This is a genomic window from Maricaulis sp. B-26 (assembly GCF_056857855.1).
On the sequence record NZ_JBSXNX010000023.1, the window covers coordinates 251,659 to 273,637 of the forward strand.

The following is a 21,979-nucleotide window of genomic DNA, read 5'->3' on the forward strand; positions in this document are numbered from 1 at the left end:
CACGTGAGTTGCACACGTACCATACTCCCCTGGACCTGGTCCGTTCGCGGCACGTAGAGAATCCGGTCGTCTGTGTACGTCCTGATCGCGTGGCCAAGGCAAGCCAGTGGTTCCAGGACAATTTTCCGGGCGAAGTCCTCTACGCTGTCAAAGCCAATCCCAGTCCCTGGATGCTCGAGACGCTGCATGCCAACGGCATGCGCTTCTTCGACGTGGCGTCCATACCCGAGATCCAGCTGGTGGCGGAGCATTGTCCCGATGCCCGCATGGCCTTCCTGCATCCGGTCAAATCCCGCGAAGCGATCCGCCGCGCCTATTACGAGTTCGGCGTGCGCATCTTCGCGCTCGACTGCGAAGCGGAGCTTCTCAAGATCGTCGAGGAGACGAATTACGCGCGGGACCTGGTCCTGATCGTACGCCTCGCCGTGTCCAATGACGGCGCCGTCTTCTCGCTCGCCGGCAAGTTCGGCGTACCCGCCTACGAGGCGGCGGAACTGATCCGCACCGCCCGCGCGCATGCGGACGAGCTGGGCGTGAGCTTCCATGTCGGCAGCCAGTGCATGCAGCCCTCGGCCTATCGCTCGGCCATGTCGGAAGCCTCCCGCCTGATCGTGCAGGCGGGCGTGACGGTCGACATCGTCGATGTCGGCGGCGGCTTCCCCTCCATCTATCCGGGCATGACCCCGCCGCCGATGGACGAGTACGTCGGCGCGATCGAGGACGCCTTCGAGGAGATGATGGTGCTGGAGAACGCCGATCTGTGGTGCGAGCCCGGACGGGCCCTGGTCGCCGAGGGCGAGTCGGTGCTGGCCCGGGTCGAGCTGGTGAAGGGCGACGCGCTCTATCTCAATGACGGCGCCTATGGCCGCCTGTTCGACGCGACGCACGCCAAATGGCCCTTCCCGGTGCGCCTGCACCGGGCCAAGGGCGATCCCGGCGAGCAGACCGCCGCCTTCCGCTTCTTCGGCCCGACCTGCGACTCGATGGACGCCATTCCCGGCCCCTTCGAGCTGCCGGCGGACATCGCCGAGGGCGATATCATCGAGATCGGCATGCTCGGCGCCTACGGCACCGCGCTGGCCACCAATTTCAACGGCTTCGGCGCCATCGACCGGGTGACGGTCGAGGACATGCCCTGGCCCTCCATGTTCGACGTCCAGCCGGATCGCCATACCGGCGAGGACGACGCCACCATCATTCCGTTCGCGCGCGCCCGCCGGCGCCGCCCCAAACTCCGGAGACGCGCATGACCGACGCTTCCAACTCGAACCGCAAGGCCGAGCTCCTTTCCTCGCCGATCGAGCATATCGACATTACCGGTTTCGACGGCCGCCAGATGATTGACAGCTGGGAGAAGATGTCCTTCACCAGCCGCGACGCCGCGCGCGCCGCCCGCATCCTGGAACAGGCCGTGGCCGATCCGGACTGCTCGGTCATCCTGACCCTGGCCGGCTCCACCTCGGCCGGCGGCTGCATGCATGTCTGGCGCGACATGGTCCGCCACAACATGGTCGACGCCATCGTCTCGACCGGCGCCTCCATCGTCGACATGGACTTCTTCGAGGCCCTCGGCTTCAAGCACTACCAGGCCAAGGAAATCCCGGACGACCGGGAGCTGCGCGATCTCTATATCGACCGCATCTACGACACCTATATCGACGAGGAAGAGCTGCAGGCCTGCGACCACGTCACCCAGGAAATCGCCGACATGCTCGAGCCGGGACCGCGCTCCTCGCGCTCCTACATCAAGGCGATGGGCAAATGGCTGGCCGAGGGCAATGCCAAGAAGGAAGGCTCGCTCGTGCAGGAATGCTACGAGCAGGGCGTGCCGATCTTCTGCCCGGCCTTCTCCGACTGCTCCGCCGGCTTCGGCCTCGTCAAGCACCAGGTCGAGCGCATGAAGGCCGACAAGCCCTACCTCTCCATCGACAGCGTGGCCGATTTCCGCGAGCTGACCGAGATCAAGATCAAGGCCGGCACGACGGGCCTCTTCATGGTCGGCGGCGGCGTGCCGAAGAACTTCGCCCAGGACACCGTCGTGTGCGCGGAAATCCTCGGCGAGGAAGTGCCCATGCACGCCTATGCCGTCCAGATCACCGTCGCCGACGTCCGCGACGGCGCCTGCTCCTCCTCCACGCTCAAGGAAGCCTGCTCCTGGGGCAAGGTCGACGTGGCCCTGGAACAGATGGTCTTCGCCGAAGCCTCCACGGTTGCCCCGGTCATTGCGTCGAGCGTGTTCCACAAGCGGGATTGGGAAAAGCGCGAGCGTCGCCGGTTCGGGGATATGTTTGAGGACTAGGCGTTAGGTTCGGTTTGAATGAGAAAAGCCCCGGCGTTTGTGCCGGGGCTTTTTGTTTTGGGGAGGCAGGACCATCACGATTGAGAATGCCACACCCAGCTTATGACGACACCGAGGCCAAGGCATTGACCTTCAACATACAGCATCGTGATGAAAGCAATGCCTAGCGTCAATTTCTAGTTAGAAATTGCGCTGTCGTCGCCAGCAGCTTCCGCCTCACGATCGCGAGCAGCGTCGAAATGTTGGATAGCCTCAGAGAGCGACCATTGCCTGAGCTTGCGGAGGCGATCCTTCTCAATCGGAGAAAGATCATCACCGTTTGCTGCTGCACCTATTGCCGCGTCGAGCCCGCGCACAAATGTTTCTTCTGCCCGCAGCTCATGTCGAACACGCTCAATAGCATACCGTACGCCAATAGAATTTCCGGTTTTTAGCTGCTCCGGAACTGGCAACGCTAACAACGCAGCAGCAAATGCTTCCGGGTCAACATGAGCCAAGATTGGGAGAAACGCATAATTCGGATCGGGGTTGCCAGCTCCAACCAAGGCATCCCTAACAAGCTCGGGTGCCTGCGGAAGCGCGTCGAGCATTTCTTGACCTTTGGCGTCTAACTGGCCGGCGTAGACAATTTCTGCCTTCGATTGGAGGTGAGAACGAACCCGACTGAGGAATTCACGCTCGGTGATCCGCCAACCACCATAACTCTGCAATTGCCGATCGTAGTGATCGCCATCCAATGCGGGCAAAGTCCCGCGTCGAGCAAGTTCATCAATGTAGTCGATCGATTGTTCCTGTACCGATTGTGCGGTTTCCTCAATGGCCTCGATATCCGCCAGCCAGAGCCGAAGTGAAACGACATGAAGAATTTCACCCAGCTCCGTGATTTCGTAATTGGCGAGTTGTTGGTGTAGTCGATCCACGGCTTCATCCACCTCGTCACGAGGTCGCTCGAAAAACTCCATCAGTATGAGCCAAGGCGGCGTATCTGCCGATGGTTGTGGCGTAACAGTTCGTTGAAAATCTTCACCGATTGCGTCTGCATCAAAATGTCCGCGAAAGAGTGCGTCGGAGAGCGCGTGTTTCCGTAGGTGAATAGTTTCCAAGTCCACATCAGGATGATCGGCTTCGTAGGGAAGATTGACATTGGCGAACTTCCGCATTTGCACAGTGTCGCGATTCTCGGGAAGATTATCCTCCGATAAATTCCCGTTTTTGGTGTGCACAGCCATGACCAGAATGTATTCTACGAACGCACGAAGCCGCGAGGAGTCAGCGGTCGCAAAGTCGGGCTGCGTCATCAAGATAGCCTCGATATCCCAGAGCGCCTGCTGGAGCGTGCGCAAATTATTAAATCCAGCCTCTCTCTCCAACCGAGGCTGACCATCCTCATCCAAAACATGTCGCCCCGCAGCGCGAAAGACATCTTTCAAGGCGTCCGCTTCGCGCCGGAAAAGGGTACGTACCGGTTCGCTCGACACACCGTCGACGAAACACTCAAAGGCAGCGTCCAAATCGGGCCGTACTTTGAGCGTTCGTCCGATGGTCTTTTCCTTTTGCGCATTGAATACAGCCAAATCGTCAGCTTCGACTGTTTCTGGATTTGCAACGACGATCACGCGCGCCGAGCTATGCTCTACGAGTTCGTTTACGTGGCGCAGCAGTTCGATGAGGCTCATCCCGTTAGCGCGCTCCAGATCATCGAAAACGTATGCCCCCTGCTGCGTGGTTGAGAGGAACCGCTTGAAGTCAGCAGCGTCAGCATTGGTGGCCGCTTTGAGCGCAGTGCCGAGGAGCTGCGTGATCGGATTATCTAAGTGGCCATAGACAGCGCTGAAAAGCGCCTGATCAAAATCAGCCTTCGAGGCGCAGCCGGACAAAGAGATGTAGAAACTAGGCGGATCTTCATCGCGCTCCTGGAGGAGGGATTTAATGATGTGGGTCTTGCCCACTCCCCACTCACCCGTGATTAGAAGTCCGTAGTGTGGCGGTATATCTCGCTCAAGAAATTCTCGAACTGTCTGTTTCAGAGCCGCGTTAGGATCCATGATAAAACCGCATATAAAATCTGATTGGATTTCTTACATCTACCAAATTTCTATAGGTATGCCGGTTAGGGACTCTTGTTCAACGGGATACTCGGGAAAGTTGGCTCACAGATATGATATTGGAGATGTCGCGAAGACGCTAAGCGCAAAGCTTCTCCCAAACCTCATACCAGCCAGCGGGCCGCAAGGGCCCAGCGCCGTCCCGGCAAGATGTTGAAGGGCGGGTTTGCGCCGCGCGCGGTGGGTCACTTCGAAGTCCCCCGATCGAACTCAATGGACATGACTGCCCCCCTTCTCCCCTGGGAGAAGGTGCCCGAAGGGCGGATGAGGGGGTAATCCCGGTGTGGACAGGCCTGCTCCGGCGGTGCCTTCCCCCTCTCCCCCGCCGCCAGGGCGGCGGACCCTCTCCCTAGGGAGAGGGCGTTCAATATCGCGCCTCCTCGAACTCCGCTTCCCCCGGCCTTGTACCGGGGCCTCGGAAGCGTTTGCGAGCCAGGCTCTCCGGGGTTTCCGAGGCCCCGGAACGGGGTCCGGGGGAAGGTGGTGGTGATTGGGGGAGAGAACGGCGCCAGGTCCTCGCCCCTGATGGGAGCGCGTGACTTCCACAAAAGCCGGAACGCTTCGCGTTTCACCCCTTCCGTCCCTCCTTCGCCGTCGAGGGGAAGGACCTCGGAGAGGTTCAGGGGCGGGTTTGCGAGTCCGGCTCGCGTCAAAAGGCCCCGAGGATGATCAGGACGAACAGGATCAGAACCAGTTCCGCGAGTTTGACGAGTATGTCCCAGATGTCCGGCATGTGACCTTTCCTTGCTGTCATTGTCAGCATGGCAGGTGGCCAGGACAAATCCTGTCGCCCGGGGGAGAGGGGTTTGGTGCCGCGCCTCCTTAAACTCCAATTCCCCCGGCCTTGTGCCGGGGCCTCGGAAGCGTGTGCGAGCCTGGCTCTTAAGGGGTCCGGGGGAAATGGGTGGTGATCGGGGAGATAACGGCTCCAGGTCCTCGCCCTTGATGGGCGCTGAGGAGCTAAAGAACAGTCCGGGGGACTGTTCGACGCGACGAAGGGACCGCGCCGGAGGCGTGGTGGAGTGGGTGACCCTTCAAAGATCCGGAACGCTGCGCGTTTCACCCCTACCGTCTCGCCGCTTCGCGTCGAGCCACCACCCCATCGAAGGGGAAGGACCTGGAAAACTGCGCACTTGTCATCCCGGACGGATACCCGGACGCGGAGCGATCCGGGTGCAGATCCGGGACCCATAGACGCGGAATTTTGACGGAAGCGCGCTCGCTATCCACGCTGCGCTTTCTTCCGGCCGGCACCGGGATTATGGGTCCCGGATCTCCGCCCGGCTCAAGGCCGGGCATGCGTCCGGGATGACAATGAGTGGTGGTATTTCATGGAGCCATCACCCGACCTTATCCCCGCCCTTCCCGTCTCCCTCATAATCCCTCTCGTCCCTTCGCCGCTCGAGGCCCGGACCGGTTATCCGGGGGTGAGGGGATTGCGGAGCTTGCCCGCTCCGGCCGGATTGACCGCGGCCGGATCCGGTGAGGCCATCGGCTCGGAACGGCAGCAAAAGCGCTGACTGTCTGTCCAGGCCGGTTTCGAGAGGGGCGCCGCGAGGGGCCCGACAAATCTCCGTGTGCGGGATGTCCCTGATGTCACTCACACCTACACACGATCCGGCATCAGCCGGCATCCCGCACGCCTCATACCGCCAGGTGACGACACCGTGGCGCCCGACCTGTTTTTCCCTTCGATCCGGCGCGATGCGCCGGCCCGCTTCCCCGCCAGGCGGAGGAAGCCGATCCGAGCCCGAGGAGCTTTCCATGTCCGAGAGATTTCACCACCGCCAGAGCGAACTGCGCCACCGCCGCCATCGCGCCGTCCTGCCCGCCGATCCGGTCCTGCCGCCCGATATCATGCTGCCGCCGGTGACCCGGCTGATCTATCCGCGCGCCGCGGCGCCGGACAAGGCGGCCTGGAGCGCCATGGCGCTCGGCCAGCGCGCGCTCGGGCAGGACGATATGCGCAAGGCAGAACGCTGGCTGTCCATCGCCGGACGCTTCGTCAGCTTGGGCCGCGGGCTCGCCGTGCTGAAAGCCGACCGCAAACGGGAAGAAGACCGCCACGACCAGCTCATGGACATGGCGCAATTCCTCAGCGGCATCGAGCCGGAGGACGAGACCGAAGCGGGCATGCTGATCGATGCGGTCGTCGAGCAGTGGCACGAGGCGGACGCCAGGGAGTGCGAAGAGGCCCGCCAGCAGGCCGGGGCGGATGCCGCGCTCTAGCCGGCGCCCGCCTCCCGGTTCACGCAGAGCCAGCGGCTGACATTGATCGCGGCGGGGTTGGAGATCCAGCCGGAGACCTGCGGGCCGACGAGCTGGGTATTGCCCTGGAAGAAGACCGGGATGACGGGCGAGGCGTCGAGCAGGATCTGTTCGGCCTCGGCCAGAAGATCGGCCCGCTCGTCCGGATCGTCGGTGCGCAGGGCGGCGTCGGTCAGGCGGTCATAGTCCGGATCGGTCCAGCGCGAATAATTGATCTCGCCCGCGCGGCTCTCCCATTGCAGGAGGACGGCATAGGGATCGTCAAAATCGGGCACCCAGCCGGAGGTCGCGACCTGGTAGTCGCCCGCACGCATGGCGTCGTAATGGAGCTGGCTGTCGCGGCTGACCAGCTCGACCTCGATCCAGGGCGCCAGCTCCATCCAGTCCTGCTGCACGACCGGCACGATGCGCGGCCATGAGCTGGCGGGCTGATAGTAGACCGTAAAGCGCAGCGGATTGTCCGGTCCGAACCCGGCCTCCTCCAGCAGGCGCAGGGCGAGGTCGCGGCGGGTCTGCATGTCGGTGTCGCGAAAGCCCAGCGCCACATCCTCGCGCCGGCCGGACAGGCCCGCCGGGGTGACGCGCCAGGCCGGCACGTCCAGTCCGGCGAGCACCTCGCCGGTGATGAAACGCCGGTCGACGGCCATGGAGAGCGCATTGCGCACGCGGGCATCGTCGAAGGGCGCGCGATCGGTATTGAAGCCGATATGGCGCAGGGTCAGGCCGGGCACGGCCTGGACCAGTTCGGGGTGGCGGGACTGGAGGAAGCCCGTATTGCCGCTGGAGAACTCATTGTTGAGGTCGAGCTCGCCCGCCCGCACGCGCCGCTCGGCCGCGGCCGTATCCACGGTCGGATAGTAATAGACGTCCGTGAGGCAGACCTCTTCGGCAGCGAAGAATTCCGGGTTGGCCTCGAGATGGATGAAATTGTTGAGCCGCCATTCGGCCAGGGTGAAGGCACCGCTGGTGACGATGTTTTCCGGCCGGATCCACTCGCTGCCATGGGCCTCGACGGCGTGACGCGGCACGGGCTGCCCCCAATACATCAGGACGGAGGGCAGATAGGGCGCCGGGCTCTCCAGCCGGATCTCCACCCTCGCCGCGTCGATCGCGGTAACGCCGAGCGCCTCCGGCGGCAGGCGTCCGGCATAGACCGCCTCGGCATTGTCGATGATGAGAAGCGGGGCCGCATACTGGTTGCCCGTCGCCGGATCGAGCGCCCGGCGCAGGCCGAAGACGACATCCTCCGCAGTCAGCGGCTCGCCGTCCGACCAGTTCGCCTCGCGCAGACCGAAGGTCCAGGTGCGGCCGTCCTGCGAGGTCTCTGCGGACATCGCCAGCGCCGGCAGGGGGCGCCCCTCGGCGGAGGGCTCGTAAAGCCCGGTGAACAGGTCCGCGACGATGGTCCGCTCGTCCATGATATGGGCGATGTCGGGATCGAGGCTCAAAGGCTCGATACGATTGCCCCGGTGCAGGGTGGTCGCGTCGTCCCCGCCGCCGCCATTGCCGCAGGCCGCCAGCAGGCTCGCACCGAGAAGACAGGCCGCCGCCCGCATCGACCAAAGTCCGGATGTCATCATCACGCTCTCCCCCGAACCGAGCGTGGAGCAGCCTCCCGCAATGCGCAAGACGGAAGCGTCCGGTCCCCGCGTTTTCGCAAATCGGAGATGCGGGACGCCGGCAAAAAAGTCCGTGACCTCGAAGATATGCGGCGTTATGGGGGCCTTCAGACAGGACGTATCGACATGCTTGAACTTTTCACCTCCGTATTCGTCACCTTCTTCGTGGCCATCGACCCGCCGGGCGTCGCCCCGATCTTCGCGGCGCTGACCGAAGACAGTCCGAAATCCCATCGCCGAAACATGGCGATCAAGTCGGTGGTGATCGCGACCGGCGTGCTCGTGATGTTCGCCCTCGGTGGCGGCTGGCTGCTCAATGCCATGCATATCAGCCTCGACGCCTTCCGCGCCGCCGGCGGCGTCCTGCTCTTCCTGATGGCGCTGGAAATGATCTTCGAAAAGCGCACCGAGCGCCGCGAGGAGCGCGCCGAGAAGATCGCCGAGGAGCACGACACGCACCCGGAAGTGCTCGACGACATCTCCGTCTTCCCCATGGCCATCCCGATGCTCGCCGGTCCCGGCGCGATCGCGACCATGATGCTCTTCATGTCCGAGGCGGAAAACCTGCTTCAGCGTGCCGTCATCATGGGCGGCGCCGGCGTGAACCTGCTGATCTGCCTGATCGTCTTCCTCGCCATCGGCCCGGTCATGCGCTTCATCGGCGAAAGCATGGCTGCGATGATCACGCGGATCCTCGGCGTCATCCTCGCCGCCCTCGCCGCGCAATTCATCTTCGACGGGATCAAGGGCGCCCTGATGGGCGGCTGACCGGCCGGCTCTACGGAGCCGTGCCGCCCGGCGTGAAAAAGGGCGCGTAAAGGTCCGGTCTGCGGTCCCGGAAGAAGCCCCAGGCGGCCCGGTGCCGCTGCAGGAAGTCGAGATCGAACTCGGCGGCGACGATCCCCGTCTCCTCGCGTCCCAGCTCGGACAGCTTCTCGCCGGTATGGTCGGCTACGAAGGACGAGCCGTAGAAGACCTGCCCGTCCTCGTCGCCGATCCGGTTGGCGGCGATGACCGGGATCACGTTGGACACCGCATGGCCCTGCATGGCCCGCTGCCAGCGGATCGCCGTGTCGAGACTGTCATCATGAGGCTCGGACCCGATCGCGGTCGGGTAGAGCAGGACTTCCGCGCCCATCATGGTCATGATCCGGGCGGCTTCCGGGAACCACTGGTCCCAGCAAATGCCCACGCCGACACGTCCGAACTTCGTATCCCAGACCCGGAAACCGGTATCGCCGGGGCGGAAGTAGAACTTCTCCATATAGCCCGGCCCGTCGGGGATATGGGATTTGCGATAAACGCCCAGCACCTCGCCGTCCGCGTCCAGCATGACCAGCGAGTTGTAGTAATGCGGCCCGTCCTTCTCGTAGATCGAAACCGGGATGACCACGCCCAGCTCCTTCGCCAGCGGCGCCAGCGCCGTCACGCAGGGATGCTCCATCGCCGGATAGGCCTCGGCGAAGAAGCGCTCGTCCTGAACCTTGCAGAAATAGGGTCCCTGAAAGAGCTCGGGGGGCAGGATCACCTGCGCCCCTCCGGCCGCAGCTTCTCGGATCATCTCCCTCGTCCGGGAAATATTATCCGCCATGTCGGTGCCATAGCTAGACTGAAGGGCGGCGATCTTGATGGTCCGGCTCATGAGGTCAGTCTCCGGCAGGCTGGTGACAGGTTACGCAATGAAAGGCGCCGCCCCCGGTAAGGATGGCGCCGGAGGGCGATCCGACCACGTCGCGGTCGGTGAAATGACGGCGCAGGGCCGCAACAGCGTCGGTCCCGCTCGGCGTGCCATAGGTCGGCACCACGACATTGCGCGGGCCGATCACCCAGTTCATGTGGCTGGCCGGCACGACCTCGCCATCGCCGAGATCCACCTTGCCGGGCGAAGGAATGGTGTGAACCTGGAGCTTCCGGCCCTTCGCATCGGTCATGCGCTCCAGCTGCCGCCGGATCGAGACCAGGACATCGGCCTGAGGGTCGTCGGGCGCAGACGGCGCCTGGCAGATCACCACGCCCGGCTTCACGAAGCGGGCGATATTGTCGACATGCCCGTCCGTATGATCGGCGTGCAGGCCCTCATCGATCCAGAGCACCTTGTCCACGCCCAGCGCTTCCATGAGACACTGCTCCACCTCGGCCTCCGTGAGGCCCGGATTGCGATTGGGGTTGAGCAGGCATTGGCGCGTCGTGAGTACAGTTCCGTCCCCGTCGAATTCCAGCGCTCCGCCCTCGGCGACGAGGTCGATTTCGCGAAGCTCTGCCCCGGCCCGTTTCGCGATGGCGGCGCCGACCGTCCTGTCGCCGGGCAGATCATACTTGCCGCCCCAGCCATTGAACCGGAAACGCACGGCGATATCGCGACCGCCCTCGCGCACGAAGACCGGCCCGGTATCGCGGGTCCAGACATCGCCATAGGCTTCGCGCACGACCTCGACCGGCCGATCGAGCATTGTTCGGGCCGAACTGGCGGCCTCTTCCGTCGCAGCCAGAACGGTGAGCCGGACCGAGGCCCCCCCATGGGCGGGTTCTGACAGGAGATGGAGGAATCGCGCGAACTCCTGGCGGGCCGGTTCGAGGTCTTCCTCCCACAGATCGGCAGCCGCCGGCCAGCAGGTGAAGATGCGCCGGACCGGCGCGGTTTCGTGCGGAATTTCAAGGGGCGGACGGGCGCCCGGAAAGGCAATGACGCTCATGCCCGCGCCTCTATCACGCAGCGTTCCCGGTGGCGAGCGCAAAAAAGAAGGGCGGCCACTAACGGCCGCCCTTCCGGATACACAGCTGTGTGCTTCAGCTTAGAAGCTGTAGCGAACGCCGAGGCGAACCGACCACAGCGAGGCACCGCCAACGCGGGTTTCCGTCGTCGGGGCATTGAAGTTCGTGTAAACGAACTGGTTGCCGCCGGTGGACAGGAATTCCGCATCAACCACGCGGTTGCGACGCGGGAAGCCAGCCTCGTTGAGGATGCCCCACTCGTCGTTCAGCAGGTTGGTGAAGTTGTCGATGTCGATGAAGAACTGCGAACGGTGACCATCCATCAGACCCGGGAATTCCTGGGTGATGCGCAGGTCGGCCTTGGTCCACCAGCCACCTTCGAAACCATTGCGCGGGGCGAAGCCGCCGGCATAGCCGCTCAGGCCGGATTCCTCGATGAAGTCGAAGAATGCGTTGGCGTCGATAGCGGACAGATCCACGTTCGGGTCGTTCGGACCGGTCGGAACGTAGAGCAGCCAGTTATCGCCCGAGAGGAACGGGTTGAAGAAGGTCAGGTTGCCACCGCGACGCGCTTCCATCGTGTAGCTGAACGGACGGCCGGAAGAGGCCAGAGCGAACAGGCTGAAGCGCGTTTCGTAGTCCTGGAAGAACTCGTGACCATAGTTCACGTTCAGGGTGAAACGGTTCTCGATGTTGTAGTTCGAGCGAGCCGCGATCTCGTCATTGGCGCCCACAAAGGCACGGCTGACATAGTTGGAGAAGGCGACCGACGACGTCATCGGCTGAACGTCTTCAGCGTCCGTGTAGGCGTAGCCGAAGACCCAGTCGAGGCCGTTGTCGTACTCTTTGGCGACCGTGAACGAGAGGTTCAGGGCCTCGGCCTCGACGTCCGTATTGGTGAGCTCCAGCGTGCCGGGGCTGTTGACGGAGTCGTAGATCGGGAAGCCGGCCGGGCCTTCACGATCCAGGACCAGGTCCCGGCGCGTGATGATCGCGGCATTGTGGTCGCGCGAGTAAAGGATGTCGGCATTGATGGTGTATTCGCCGCCCAGGAAGTTATCCATGGGAACGTACGCATTGTACGTGCCGCCGAAGGCAAACTTCCACTCGCCCGGGACTTCGAAGTTCGGGTCGAGGCTGTTCATCTCGAAGCCCGGCGAACCCTGGCCTGCCGCAACAGCGTCGATCAGCTCGGACGGGACCGAGTAACCGGGACCGGAACCGTCCGGGTAGACGATGCCCGGATCGAACAGCGTGGAGTAACCCGCGCCGTAGAACAGGCTCTCATTGACGCCGAACTGGGAGATGAAGTCGGTCGAATAGGTGTTCGACAGCCAGACATTCGGATCGCCGCCGGAGAACAGGCCGAAACCACCGCGCAGGGCGAGGTTGTCATTGACGTCCCAGGTGAAGCCGACGCGCGGCTGCAGCAGATCGCGACCGTCCATGTTCTGGGCATTGGAGTAGCCGTAGGAAGCCAGGAAGTCCGGGTTTTCCTTCGGCGTGTCGTCCGAAGTGTAGAAGTCGTAGCGCAGGCCGGCGGTCAGCACGAAGCCATTGCCGAAGTCCCACTCGTCCTGAACGTACAGGGCGTGGGAAGCATAACCCCAGTCGGCAGCCGCGTCGGCCGGGTTCAGGCTCGGCGCGTTGTTGTAGTCGATGTCGTCCGGGATACCGTTGCGGAAGTCATCGATGCTGTCGAAGTCGAACTGGCCGATCGTGTGCTGGACGAACAGGTTGAAGAAGTCCGTCTGCTCACGCTCATAGCCGAACGAGAAGGTGTGGTTTTCCCAACGATAGGTACCGCGCGCCACGAAATTGAAGACGTCGTAGTTCAGCTCATTGGACTGACGCGAGTCGTCTTCACCGATGTAGATCGTGTTGCGCTGGCCGGTGCCGTCGATCAGCGGATCATTGCTGTCCGTGATGCGGAACTCGCCGAAGCCGTCCTGGCCGATCGAGTTCTGGCGGTTGTCCAGCTCGGAGAAGCTGATACGGACTTCCGTGGAGAAGGCGTCCGTCCAGTCCGAGTACAGCGAGCCGGTGTAACGGGTCAGCTCGGCGCCACGCTCATAGAGGTGGTTGGAGTATTCGAACTCGTTGGCGTCGCCGTCGGATTCCGTGATGTTGAAGCCGTCATTGTTGAGGAAGACGAAATCGGCACGGTGGTTGTTGTTGATCTCCCAATCGAGACGGAAAAGGATCTTTTCGTCTTCGTTCGGGAAGCTCGTCGGCAGGAAGCCCGGATCGTAATTGTAGATATTGCGGGCAATATCCAGGATCTCGTCGTACTCGGCCTGCGTGAAACCGGCAACTTCGTTGATCGCACCGGAGCCTTCCGGACCGCGGTCGAAGGTGTTGGCACCTTCCAGCTTCGAGTAGGCGAGATAGAAGAAGAGCTGGTCTTCGATGATCGGGCCACCGATGTCGAAACCGTAGCGCGTCTCGTCGAACGCCGCGGCATTGACACCGACGCCTTCGAGGCTATCGCCCTGCAGGCTGTCGGAAGTGTAGTCGTACCAGAGATTGCCGTGCAGCTCGTTCGAGCCGGACTGGGTGACGGCGTTCACGTTACAGGCGGAGAAACCGCCATAGAAAACGTCGAACGGAGCCAGTTCGACCGCAACCTGCGAGATGGCATCGAACGGGAAGGGCTGGCGCTCGGTCGGGAAGCCGTTGCGGTTCAGGCCGAAACCGTCATTGATGCGGACGCCGTCGAGGGTCAGCGAGTTGAAGCGGGAGTTGGCGCCGGCGCACTGGATGCCGTCGACATCGGCTTCATCGACATAGATGCGCGGGTCGGTACGGATGATGTCATTGATCGTCCGGTTGATCGAGGGAAGGCGCTCCAGGTCACGCTGCGAGAAGACAGCGGACGGACCGACAGCGACTTCAACCGCGTCGATCGCCGAGGCGGTCACCACGATCACGTCGGTCGCTTCGGAATCGAGCGTCAGGTTGAGTTCCGTCGACTGACCCAGGTCGACATAGACGTCCTCGACGCGCTGACCGGCGAAGCCCGGCGCCGTCACGGTCACGATGTACGGACCGCCCGGACGGAGGTTCTCGGTCGAGAACGAACCCGTCGCGGACACGGACGCCGTACGAACGGATCCGGTCGGCACGTGCATGATGGTGACGGTTGCGTCGTTGACCAACGCGCCGGACGCGCTCTGGACCATGCCCTGGATGGAGCCGGTAGTCTCCTGGGCGTAGACCGCAGCCGGAGCCGCGGCCAGCAGGGCGATCGCCGCCGTGCCAAGTGAAAGTTTCTTGGAAAATGACATGAAACATGTCCCCCGATTGATGGATAAGGGGGCATCCCCCCTACGAAGCACGGGCCTCGTACGCCGACCGTTCGAAATTTCCAAGACGTATCCACGAAGGTTTTGTGACAGTCCGAACCATACGATTTTATGCGTGGACGCCTTCGCAGCGCAGCAAAACGCTATATTTATGTTCGCAGCCGCACAAAACCTCAAAATCGGGGGGTTCCGGGCAAAAAAACGAGGCATATTTTTGTCCACGCCCCCTTTACCCGCGATTGCGAAAAGCGCATAGGCTGCGGCCAAAATGTAACACCTTTCACAGCGAGTTCCGGACCCCATGACCACCGACCAGCTTGCCCCCACCCAGAGCGACTCGATCTGGGCTCGCAACGCCCTGTTTCTGATTCTCGTTTTCGCCCTCGGCCGGATCGCCGGGATCGCTCTGAGTCCGGTCGAGCTTTATGCCGACGAGACCCAGTACTGGATCTGGTCGCGGAATTTCGACTGGGGCTATTTTTCCAAACCACCGATGATCGCCTGGCTCATCGCCCTGTCGACCGGACTGCTCGGCGACAGCGATTTCGCGGTCCGCCTGCCCGCCCCGCTCCTCCATTCGGCTACGGCCACCTTTCTCTTCCTGAGCGCCCGGCACGTCTGGGATGCGCGCACGGGATTCTGGGCTGCGGCCCTCTATCTGACCATGCCCGGCATCTGGCTGTCCGCTATGGTGATGTCGACCGATGCGCTTCTCCTGTGCGCCTGGAGCGGCGGCCTGCTGGCCGTCCTCCACCTCCGGGATGGCGCAGGGCTGAAGACTGCCGCCGCGCTCGGTCTCGCCATCGGACTGGGCTTCCTGTCGAAATACGCGATGATCTATTTCGTGGTGGGAACCGGCCTGGCCGCACTCTACGACGCTCCCTTGCGCAAGGCGCTGCTGTCCGTCAAAGGCCTGGTCACGGCCGTCATCGCACTCTCCTGTCTAGCCCCCAATCTCGCATGGAATGCCGCCAACGATTTCGCCACCGTCTCGCACACCGCGGCCAATGCGAACTGGGGCGGAGACCTTTTCCATTTCGACGAGCTGCTCGACTTCATCGCCGAGCAATTCGGCGTTTTCGGGCCTGTCCTGTTCGGCGTCCTCGTCGTGATGGTCTACCGGATCGCCCGTCATCCGGGACGCGCCGACCGGATCGAGCTCCTGCTCGCGGCCTATGTCGTGCCGCCGATTCTGGTCGTCTCCCTCCAGGCCTTCATCAGCCGTGCCCATGCCAACTGGGCTGGCAGCGCCTATGTCGCAGCGACGCTGCTGGTCGCCGTCTTTTTGCTGCGTGGACGGCCCTGGCGTCGATGGGCCCTGGGCGGATCGATTGCCCTTCACTCAGCCCTGGCCCTGATGATGTTCGCCCTGGTCGCGAGTCCGACCCTCGTCGAGGCGCTCGGCCGGGACAATGACACCAAGCGGATCCGCGCCTGGAGCGAGACGGCGGAGGCGATTTCCGATGCGGCCTCGGCCAGCGACTACACCGCCATCGTCTTCGACGACCGCAATGTCTTCCACCAGACCCAGCGCTATGCACCGGAACTGCAGGGCGAGCTGCGCATGTGGCTGCGCTATTCCGGGCCGGTAAACCATGCCGAAGACGTCTGGCCGCTTGCCGACGGCCATGAGGGTCCGGTGCTGATCGTCTCGCACCGTCCGCGGGAAGTGCCCCGCATGCGCGAGGACTTCACCGCGTTCGAAAGCGCCGGATCGCTGGCCGTTCCGCTCGATGGCGACCGGACCCGCGATTTCACGCTCTGGCGTGCGGAAGGGTATGATCGCGTACCACGCGATGCAGCCTACGAGACGCGCTGGCAGGCCGTGGACGCTGCTGCAAGCGAGTGAACTAGCCGGTCTCTTCGGGCAGTCCGAGAGCGAGTGTGAGGTTCTGCAGCGCCTGCACCGCGGCGCCCTTGAGGAGATTGTCGAGAGCGCTGACGATCACGGCGTGCCGCCCGTCTCCGGACAGGCCGAACCCGCCGATGACGGCGCCGGGCCGGTTGGCGCCGTCTCGCACTTCCGGGATACCGTCGACGATCTCGACCAGGGGCTCGCCGCCATAGGCGGATTCGTAGAGCTCACGCAGACCGTCGCGCTCCAGCGGCTCGGCGAGTTCGGCATGCACCGTCGCCACGATGCCGCGAAAGAACGCCGCCACATGCGGCGTGAAACGGACGGTCTCGCCCAGATGGCGGGCCATCTCGCGCTCGTGAATATGTCCGGTCAGGGCATAGGGCATGAGATTGTCGGCCAGCGCGTCCGGATCGTTCTTGCGCGAGGGCGTGGTTCCGGCCCCGGAATACCCCGACACGCCGAACACGTGCGCCGGTGCCGACAGGCGGCCTCGCAACGGTGCCAGGGCGAGCTGACCCGCAGTCGCATAACATCCCGGATTGGATATCCGCCTGGCGCCGCGCAGGGCGTCGCGTCCATGGATCTCCGGCAGCCCGTAGACCCAGTCATCGTCGAAACGGTAATCCGCCGAGAGATCGACGATCGGCAGGGATGGATCGGTCGCTGCCACGAAGGGCGCGGCCGCGCCGTTCGGCAAGGCGAGGATGAGGGCGTCGACCTCGCGCCGTCCGACCTCGTCCGGCGGCAGAGCCTCGAATTCGAGCCCCGAGCGAAGTTCCGGCGCCATATCGCTGACAGGCCGCCCGGCAAATTCGCGCGAGGATGCGTAAGCGAGCTCGAGATCCTCCCGGCCCGCTATCAGGCGCATGAGTTCGCGTCCGGTATGACCGCGCGCACCGACCAGTCCGATCCGCACGGTCATGAGGAGGCCTCCAGCGTCGGCGGCAGGGCGAAGATCTTTTCCACCAGCGCATTGATTTCGACGAGGTCGACGCCTTCGCCGCGCCAGAACACCGTCCAGTCGTCGCGGCGGACGGCCCCGTCGCATTCCTCGAAATAGAAGCCATTGACGGGGTTGGACGTGCGCGAGCGCCAGATCAGGCGCGGGGCATACTCGGTCAAACGGTGCCAGACCGCGCGGCCGAGCCCCTCGCCGCGCGCTTCGTCGAGCGCGGCGAACTTGTCGAGATAGATCCAGTCGTCGAGCTTCGTGGTGATCGCCGCCGCACGATAGCTGTCCGTGACGAAGGCCCGGTCGACGACCAGCTCATCCCAGTATCCGGCAACCGGCTTGCGGCCGAAGCCGATTGTGACCAGCCGGTCGAGCCGGTCGAGATCGAGCACGGCCTTGTCCCTGGCCTCGATGATCCGCTCCCCGCGCCGGATCAGCGTACCGGCACCGGCGTGCGTGAAGAGCTCGCGAGCCAGTTCCGCCGGACGCGTGATCGAGACCGAGCTGGACAGCGGGAGATCGTCGAGCAGGCGCTTGATTTCCTCGATCTTCAACCGCATCCCGCCACTGACCCAGTCGGACGCCATGAGTTCCTCGAAATCCGTCGCCAGGTTGATCGAGGAGATGATGTCGCCATCGGTATCGAGCAGACCGCCGGTCCCGGTCAGGAAGACGACCTTGTAGGGCTGGAGAGCGTGGACGAGTGCGCGCACGGCCACGTCGGCATTGATGTTCACGAGGCAGCCGTCCGGCGTCTCGCCGAGACAGGCGAGGATGGAGGCCTGGCCGGCCCGTGCGGCCGCGGCGACCAGATCCAGTCGCACCCGGCTCGGCTCTCCCACCCGGCCCAGCCGGTCGGAATCTACCAGCTCCGCCTCGAAGACTCCGCGCGGCACCGCCGCGGCACGGCCGCCGGCAGCACGGATGGCATCGACGAGCGCCAGGTTCGCTTCGGTCAGCGTATCGCGGATGATCGGGATCGCCGCCTCGCGGGTGACGCGGAGACCGTCGACCCGTTCGGTCGCGATGTTCGCGGCGCTCAGGGCATCGTCGAGCTGCGGCCCGCCGCCATGCACGACGACCGGCGTCAGCCCGACCGTCTGCAGGAAGGCGAGAGCGGAAGCGAGCCCTTCCAGATCGTCGCGAATAACCGCACCGCCGACCTTGATGACGGCGAAGCGTTCCTGGTCGATGCCGGAGAAGCGCTGGAGGTATTCGCGGATTTCCTTGCCGTCGCGCATTTGCGACAGCAATTGCACGATGGTCTGCCGGATCACCGGCTGGGGAGCTGAGCTCATTCAGCCCCTCCCTGAAGCGCAAGCGCCTCCATAACCGCCTTCTGGACATGCAGACGGTTGCCCGCCTCCTCGATGCCGAGGAAGGCCGGACTGTCGACGACGGCGTCGGCGATCTTCACATTGCGGCGCATGGGCAGGCAGTGAGAGACGACGGCGTCATTGGTCAGCGCCATCTTCTCCGGCGTGATCATGAAGTCCTTGCCCTTGGCACGGTAAGGCGCCTCGTCGGCCCAGTTGCCGTAGAAAGGCAGCGCGCCCCAGCTCTTGGCGTAGACGACATCCGCCCCGTCATAGGCTTCCTCGATCTCGGTCGTCATGCCGAGCGAGCCGCCGCCCTCGTTCACGAAGCGCTCGGCCGCGTCCATATAGCGGTCGTCGAGGCGGTAGACTTCGTGCGGGACCAGCATGCGAACATTCATGCCGAACTTTGCGGCGATCAGAAGCGCCGAATTGGCCACGGCGGTGTTCAGCGGTTTGGGATGCGGCACCCAGGTCAGAAGGAAGGTCTTGTCCTGCACCGTGCCGAGACGTTCCTGCAGCGCCAGCATGAGGGCCAGTTCCTGACAGGGGTGGACGATGGTCTCCATATTGATGACCGGCACGGTGGCATGCCTGGCGAAGGCCGTGATCATCGGATCCTCGCGCTCGGCCTCCCAGTTCCTGAACTCGGGGAAGCAGCGGATGGCGATCAGGTCGACATAGCTCGAGAGAACGCGGGCCGCTTCGCGGACATGCTCTTCCTCAGTCCCGTCCATCACCGTGCCGTCGGAAAATTCCAGCGGCCAGGTCGCGCCCTTCGCGTCGAGCACGATGGCATGGGCGCCGAGCTGATAGGCGCCTATATCGAAGGAGGATCGTGTTCGGAGCGACGGGTTGAAGAACAAAAGCGCAATGGACTTGCCCTCCAGCGATCGGCTCGTCTCGCCCGACTTGAAGGCGGCTGCTCGGTCGAGCAGGCCCTGAAGTTCGGTGCGGGACCAATCGGCGGTGGACAGGAAATTGCGCATGATCTTCCTCTGAACAGGCGTAAAAACAGAAAACACCCGGCCATAGGACCGGGTGTCGTCAATGTCCATAGCAAGACGTTGCGATCCCATGCCGATGCCGGCACAGGATCGCCCGGGCGCCTAGTCGCAGACGCGCGTTCCGGCACGCGAGCCTGTCGAGCGGACACGCCGGCAGCGCCGCGTGGTCTGCTCGTCCTGTTCCTGGGTCTGGGCAGTGTCTTCGGCGGCGCCGGCCCCCGCAGTGTCCGTGGTGGCGCACGCGGTCAACAGCAGGGCTGAGCCTGCGATACAAACAATAAACTTCATCGAATTCCCAACTCGCTTGATAGATTGCGACCGGGTCGGCCATCTCGGACAGCCCGGCGTTCTTTGTATTTGAATCCGGCAGCTTCGCTGCGGCGAATGCGGATCGAGTGCACGATAGGGAAAAGCGCGCCGGATCAAAGACCTGTCCCTGCACCATGGATGAATTGTAACAATTGCGGGTTGCAGCCGACGGGCATTGCGTATTGTGGAATTGAACCGGGCGGTGTGAAACAGGCACGCTCGTATTTGGGAGGCCCTGCATGTCCGTTCTCGCCGTTATCCCGGCCCGTTATGGCTCGACCCGTTTTCCGGGCAAACCGCTCGCCGAGATTGCCGGCCGCATGATGATCGAGCGCGTCTGGCGTATTGCCGCTGCGGCGGATGGCGTGGACCGGGTCGTGGTCGCCACCGATGACGACCGCATCGTCGAGGCCGTGACCGCGGCCGGCGGCGAGGCCGTCATGACCGATCCCGACTGCCGCAACGGCACCGAGCGTGCGCTCGATGCGGTACGCCGTCTCGACAGCGATGCCGAGATCGTCATCAACGTCCAGGGCGATGCCCCGCTCATTCCGCCCTGGGTGATCGGCGGGGTCGCGGAAACGCTCCGCGCCGACCCCTCGCTTCAGATGGCCACGCCGGCCGTTGCCCTGCCGAAGGAAACCGAGGACCGGATGCGCGCCGACAAGGCGAAGGGCTCGGCTTCGGGAACCACCGTCGTCTTCAACAAGGCGATGGATGCGATGTATTTCTCCAAGAATGTCATCCCCTTCCGCCGCAAGCCCGGCGAGGGTACGCCGACCTATCAGCATATCGGCCTGTACGGCTATCGCCGGGATACGCTGGAGCAGCTGGTCGCGCTCGCGCCGACGCCGCTTGAGCTGACCGAAAGCCTGGAACAGCTGCGCGCCCTGGAGAACGGCATCCCGATCCGCGTCGTGCTGACCGATTATCGCGGCCGTTCGGCCTGGTCGGTCGACTCCCCGGAAGATGCGGAGCGCGTCGCCGACATCATCGCTCGCGAGGGGGAGCTGGTCTGATGAGCCGGGTCCTGCTCGCCCGTCACGGCAATACGTTCGGCCCCGGCGACACGCCGGTCTGGGTCGGCGCGAAGGAAGACCTGCTCCTGGTCGAGAGCGGCGAGGCTCAGGCAACCTCGCTCGGCGTCGCCCTGCGCGAGGCCGGACTGGTCCCCGCACGCATCATCAGCGGGCCGCTCAAGCGGACCCGGCGTGCTGCCGAGATCGTCTCGGGCCTGACCCGCTTCGCTGGCGAGATCGAGATCGACGACCGTCTCAAGGAGATCGATTACGGATCCTGGGGCGGCAAATCCAACGACCAGATCGCCGCCGAGTACGGACAGGACATGCTGGACACCTGGGACAAGCACCACACCCGCCCGGACGGCGTGGACTGGACGCCCGACGATGCCACGCTGAAAGCCAACGCGCTGGCCGCCATGGCGGATGCGGCGCGGACCGACGGCATCGCCCTTATCGTCACCTCCAACGGCGTGCTGCGTTACATGCATGCGGCGCTCGACGGCGAGGACGGCAATGCCAAGGTGAAAACCGGCCATGTCTGCGCGGCCGATATCGACGGCGAAACCGGCCGGCGCCTGTTCTGGAACGAAAAACCCGAAGCGGAACTGCTGAAGCGCGTATTCGGCTGAACTTTCGTCTTCCCCCGCCGGGGGAAGTGGGCCGCGGCAAGGCCGCGGGTCGAAGGGGGGTAGCTTGTTCGATCTCACGGCAGTCCGCTTCGCGGACGCCTCCGATGGGGCGGCCCACAAGGGCCGGCGCGCGGTCGCGCTTTCCAGTGCCGCTTTCGTCTTCCCCCGCCGGGGGAAGTGGGCCGGCGCGAAGCGGCGGGTCGAAGGGGGGTATTCGGCGCTTCATCCTGCACCATCCCCCTCCGTCCCTGCGGGACACCTCCCCCGGCGGGGGAGGACGAAACACCGATAGCGCCACGACCTTCCGGCCTGGCGGTATGAGGGGTGCAGGATGCCGGCTGATGCCGGAGTGTTGCTGTAGGTGTGAGTGACATCAGGGACATCCTGCACACGGAGATTTACCGGAGCCCTCACGGGCTCCCTCTCGAAACCGGTCCGGACAGACAGTCAGCGCTTTTGCTGCCTCTCCTTACCGATGGCCACCACCGGGCCCTGCTTTGGTCAGTCAGCAGGGACGGGCAGGCTCCGTACTCCCCACACCCCCGGCGAACCAGGCCGGGCCTCGAGCGGTGCGAGAA

Annotated in this window: 16 protein-coding genes; 7 read left to right on the top strand and 9 right to left on the bottom strand. The window is 63.8% G+C overall.

What is annotated here, in order from left to right; genetic code table 11:
- Nucleotides 1–8: 8 nt before the first annotated feature.
- Both AC13HB_RS10520 and AC13HB_RS10525 read left to right on the top strand, forming a co-directional pair.
- Nucleotides 9–1,250 carry a type III PLP-dependent enzyme gene (locus AC13HB_RS10520; protein ID WP_482949699.1) on the top strand — a complete coding sequence of 414 codons (1,242 nt, stop codon included), beginning with the start codon at nucleotides 9–11 and terminating at the stop codon, nucleotides 1,248–1,250.
- Nucleotides 1,247–2,299 carry a 1,9-bis(guanidino)-5-aza-nonane synthase gene (locus AC13HB_RS10525; RefSeq protein WP_482949700.1) on the top strand — a complete coding sequence of 351 codons (1,053 nt, stop codon included), beginning with the start codon at nucleotides 1,247–1,249 and terminating at the stop codon, nucleotides 2,297–2,299. Before AC13HB_RS10520 ends, AC13HB_RS10525 begins: the two co-directional genes overlap by 4 nt.
- 176 nt (nucleotides 2,300–2,475) lie before the next feature.
- On the opposite strand, the gene AC13HB_RS10530 is transcribed toward AC13HB_RS10525, so the two are convergent.
- The gene (locus AC13HB_RS10530; RefSeq protein WP_482949701.1) at nucleotides 2,476–4,344 is read right to left on the bottom strand and encodes a P-loop NTPase fold protein; all 1,869 of its coding nucleotides are present in this window, start codon (nucleotides 4,342–4,344) and stop codon (nucleotides 2,476–2,478) included.
- A gap of 1,824 nt (nucleotides 4,345–6,168) precedes the next feature.
- Between AC13HB_RS10530 and AC13HB_RS10535 the strand changes: the two genes are divergently transcribed.
- Nucleotides 6,169–6,633, top strand: a complete 465-nt coding sequence (locus AC13HB_RS10535; protein ID WP_482949702.1) for a hypothetical protein — start codon at nucleotides 6,169–6,171, stop codon at nucleotides 6,631–6,633.
- Here the strand turns inward: AC13HB_RS10535 and AC13HB_RS10540 are convergent.
- Nucleotides 6,630–8,252 (bottom strand): peptide ABC transporter substrate-binding protein, encoded by a 1,623-nt coding sequence (locus AC13HB_RS10540; protein ID WP_482949703.1) that lies wholly within the window; start codon nucleotides 8,250–8,252, stop codon nucleotides 6,630–6,632. The genes AC13HB_RS10535 and AC13HB_RS10540 overlap by 4 nt on opposite strands.
- Before the next feature lie 165 nt (nucleotides 8,253–8,417).
- Here AC13HB_RS10540 and AC13HB_RS10545 point away from each other — a divergent pair, with 165 nt between their 5' ends.
- Nucleotides 8,418–9,059, top strand: a complete 642-nt coding sequence (locus tag AC13HB_RS10545; protein ID WP_482949704.1) for a MarC family protein — start codon at nucleotides 8,418–8,420, stop codon at nucleotides 9,057–9,059.
- A gap of 10 nt (nucleotides 9,060–9,069) precedes the next feature.
- Here the strand turns inward: AC13HB_RS10545 and aguB are convergent, their stop codons facing one another.
- From aguB to AC13HB_RS10560, 3 genes are all read right to left on the bottom strand, one after another.
- Entirely contained in the window at nucleotides 9,070–9,933 is an 864-nt protein-coding gene (aguB, locus tag AC13HB_RS10550) for an N-carbamoylputrescine amidase (RefSeq protein ID WP_482949705.1), read from the bottom strand.
- A gap of 4 nt (nucleotides 9,934–9,937) precedes the next feature.
- On the bottom strand, nucleotides 9,938–10,984 hold the full coding sequence (locus tag AC13HB_RS10555; protein ID WP_482949706.1) for an agmatine deiminase family protein: 1,047 nt from the start codon (nucleotides 10,982–10,984) through the stop codon (nucleotides 9,938–9,940).
- 99 nt (nucleotides 10,985–11,083) lie between these two features.
- A complete protein-coding gene (locus AC13HB_RS10560; RefSeq protein WP_482949707.1) occupies nucleotides 11,084–14,290 on the bottom strand; it encodes a TonB-dependent receptor in 3,207 nt (1,068 codons plus the stop codon).
- A 319-nt stretch (nucleotides 14,291–14,609) separates the two neighbouring features.
- Here AC13HB_RS10560 and AC13HB_RS10565 point away from each other — a divergent pair, with 319 nt between their 5' ends.
- The gene (locus tag AC13HB_RS10565) at nucleotides 14,610–16,157 is read left to right on the top strand and encodes an ArnT family glycosyltransferase (RefSeq protein WP_482949708.1); all 1,548 of its coding nucleotides are present in this window, start codon (nucleotides 14,610–14,612) and stop codon (nucleotides 16,155–16,157) included.
- 1 nt (nucleotide 16,158) lies between these two features.
- Here AC13HB_RS10565 and argC read toward each other — a convergent pair whose 3' ends face one another.
- The 4 genes from argC to AC13HB_RS10585 all read right to left on the bottom strand — a co-directional run bounded on the left by argC (nucleotide 16,159) and on the right by AC13HB_RS10585 (nucleotide 19,729).
- Nucleotides 16,159–17,088, bottom strand: a complete 930-nt coding sequence (gene argC / locus AC13HB_RS10570; RefSeq protein WP_482949709.1) for an N-acetyl-gamma-glutamyl-phosphate reductase — start codon at nucleotides 17,086–17,088, stop codon at nucleotides 16,159–16,161.
- On the bottom strand, nucleotides 17,085–18,416 hold the full coding sequence (locus tag AC13HB_RS10575) for an acetylglutamate kinase (RefSeq protein WP_482949710.1): 1,332 nt from the start codon (nucleotides 18,414–18,416) through the stop codon (nucleotides 17,085–17,087). Before AC13HB_RS10575 ends, argC begins: the two co-directional genes overlap by 4 nt.
- Complete coding sequence (locus tag AC13HB_RS10580; protein ID WP_482949711.1) at nucleotides 18,413–19,423, bottom strand: N-acetylornithine carbamoyltransferase; 1,011 nt, start codon at nucleotides 19,421–19,423, stop codon at nucleotides 18,413–18,415. The genes AC13HB_RS10575 and AC13HB_RS10580 overlap by 4 nt, the downstream gene beginning before the upstream one ends.
- A gap of 120 nt (nucleotides 19,424–19,543) precedes the next feature.
- Nucleotides 19,544–19,729 (bottom strand): hypothetical protein, encoded by a 186-nt coding sequence (locus AC13HB_RS10585; RefSeq protein WP_482949712.1) that lies wholly within the window; start codon nucleotides 19,727–19,729, stop codon nucleotides 19,544–19,546.
- A 260-nt stretch (nucleotides 19,730–19,989) separates the two neighbouring features.
- Here AC13HB_RS10585 and kdsB point away from each other — a divergent pair, with 260 nt between their 5' ends.
- Both kdsB and AC13HB_RS10595 read left to right on the top strand, forming a co-directional pair.
- Entirely contained in the window at nucleotides 19,990–20,769 is a 780-nt protein-coding gene (gene kdsB, locus AC13HB_RS10590; protein WP_482949713.1) for a 3-deoxy-manno-octulosonate cytidylyltransferase, read from the top strand.
- A complete protein-coding gene (locus AC13HB_RS10595) occupies nucleotides 20,769–21,401 on the top strand; it encodes a histidine phosphatase family protein (RefSeq protein ID WP_482949714.1) in 633 nt (210 codons plus the stop codon). The genes kdsB and AC13HB_RS10595 overlap by 1 nt, the downstream gene beginning before the upstream one ends.
- Nucleotides 21,402–21,979 lie beyond the last annotated feature (578 nt).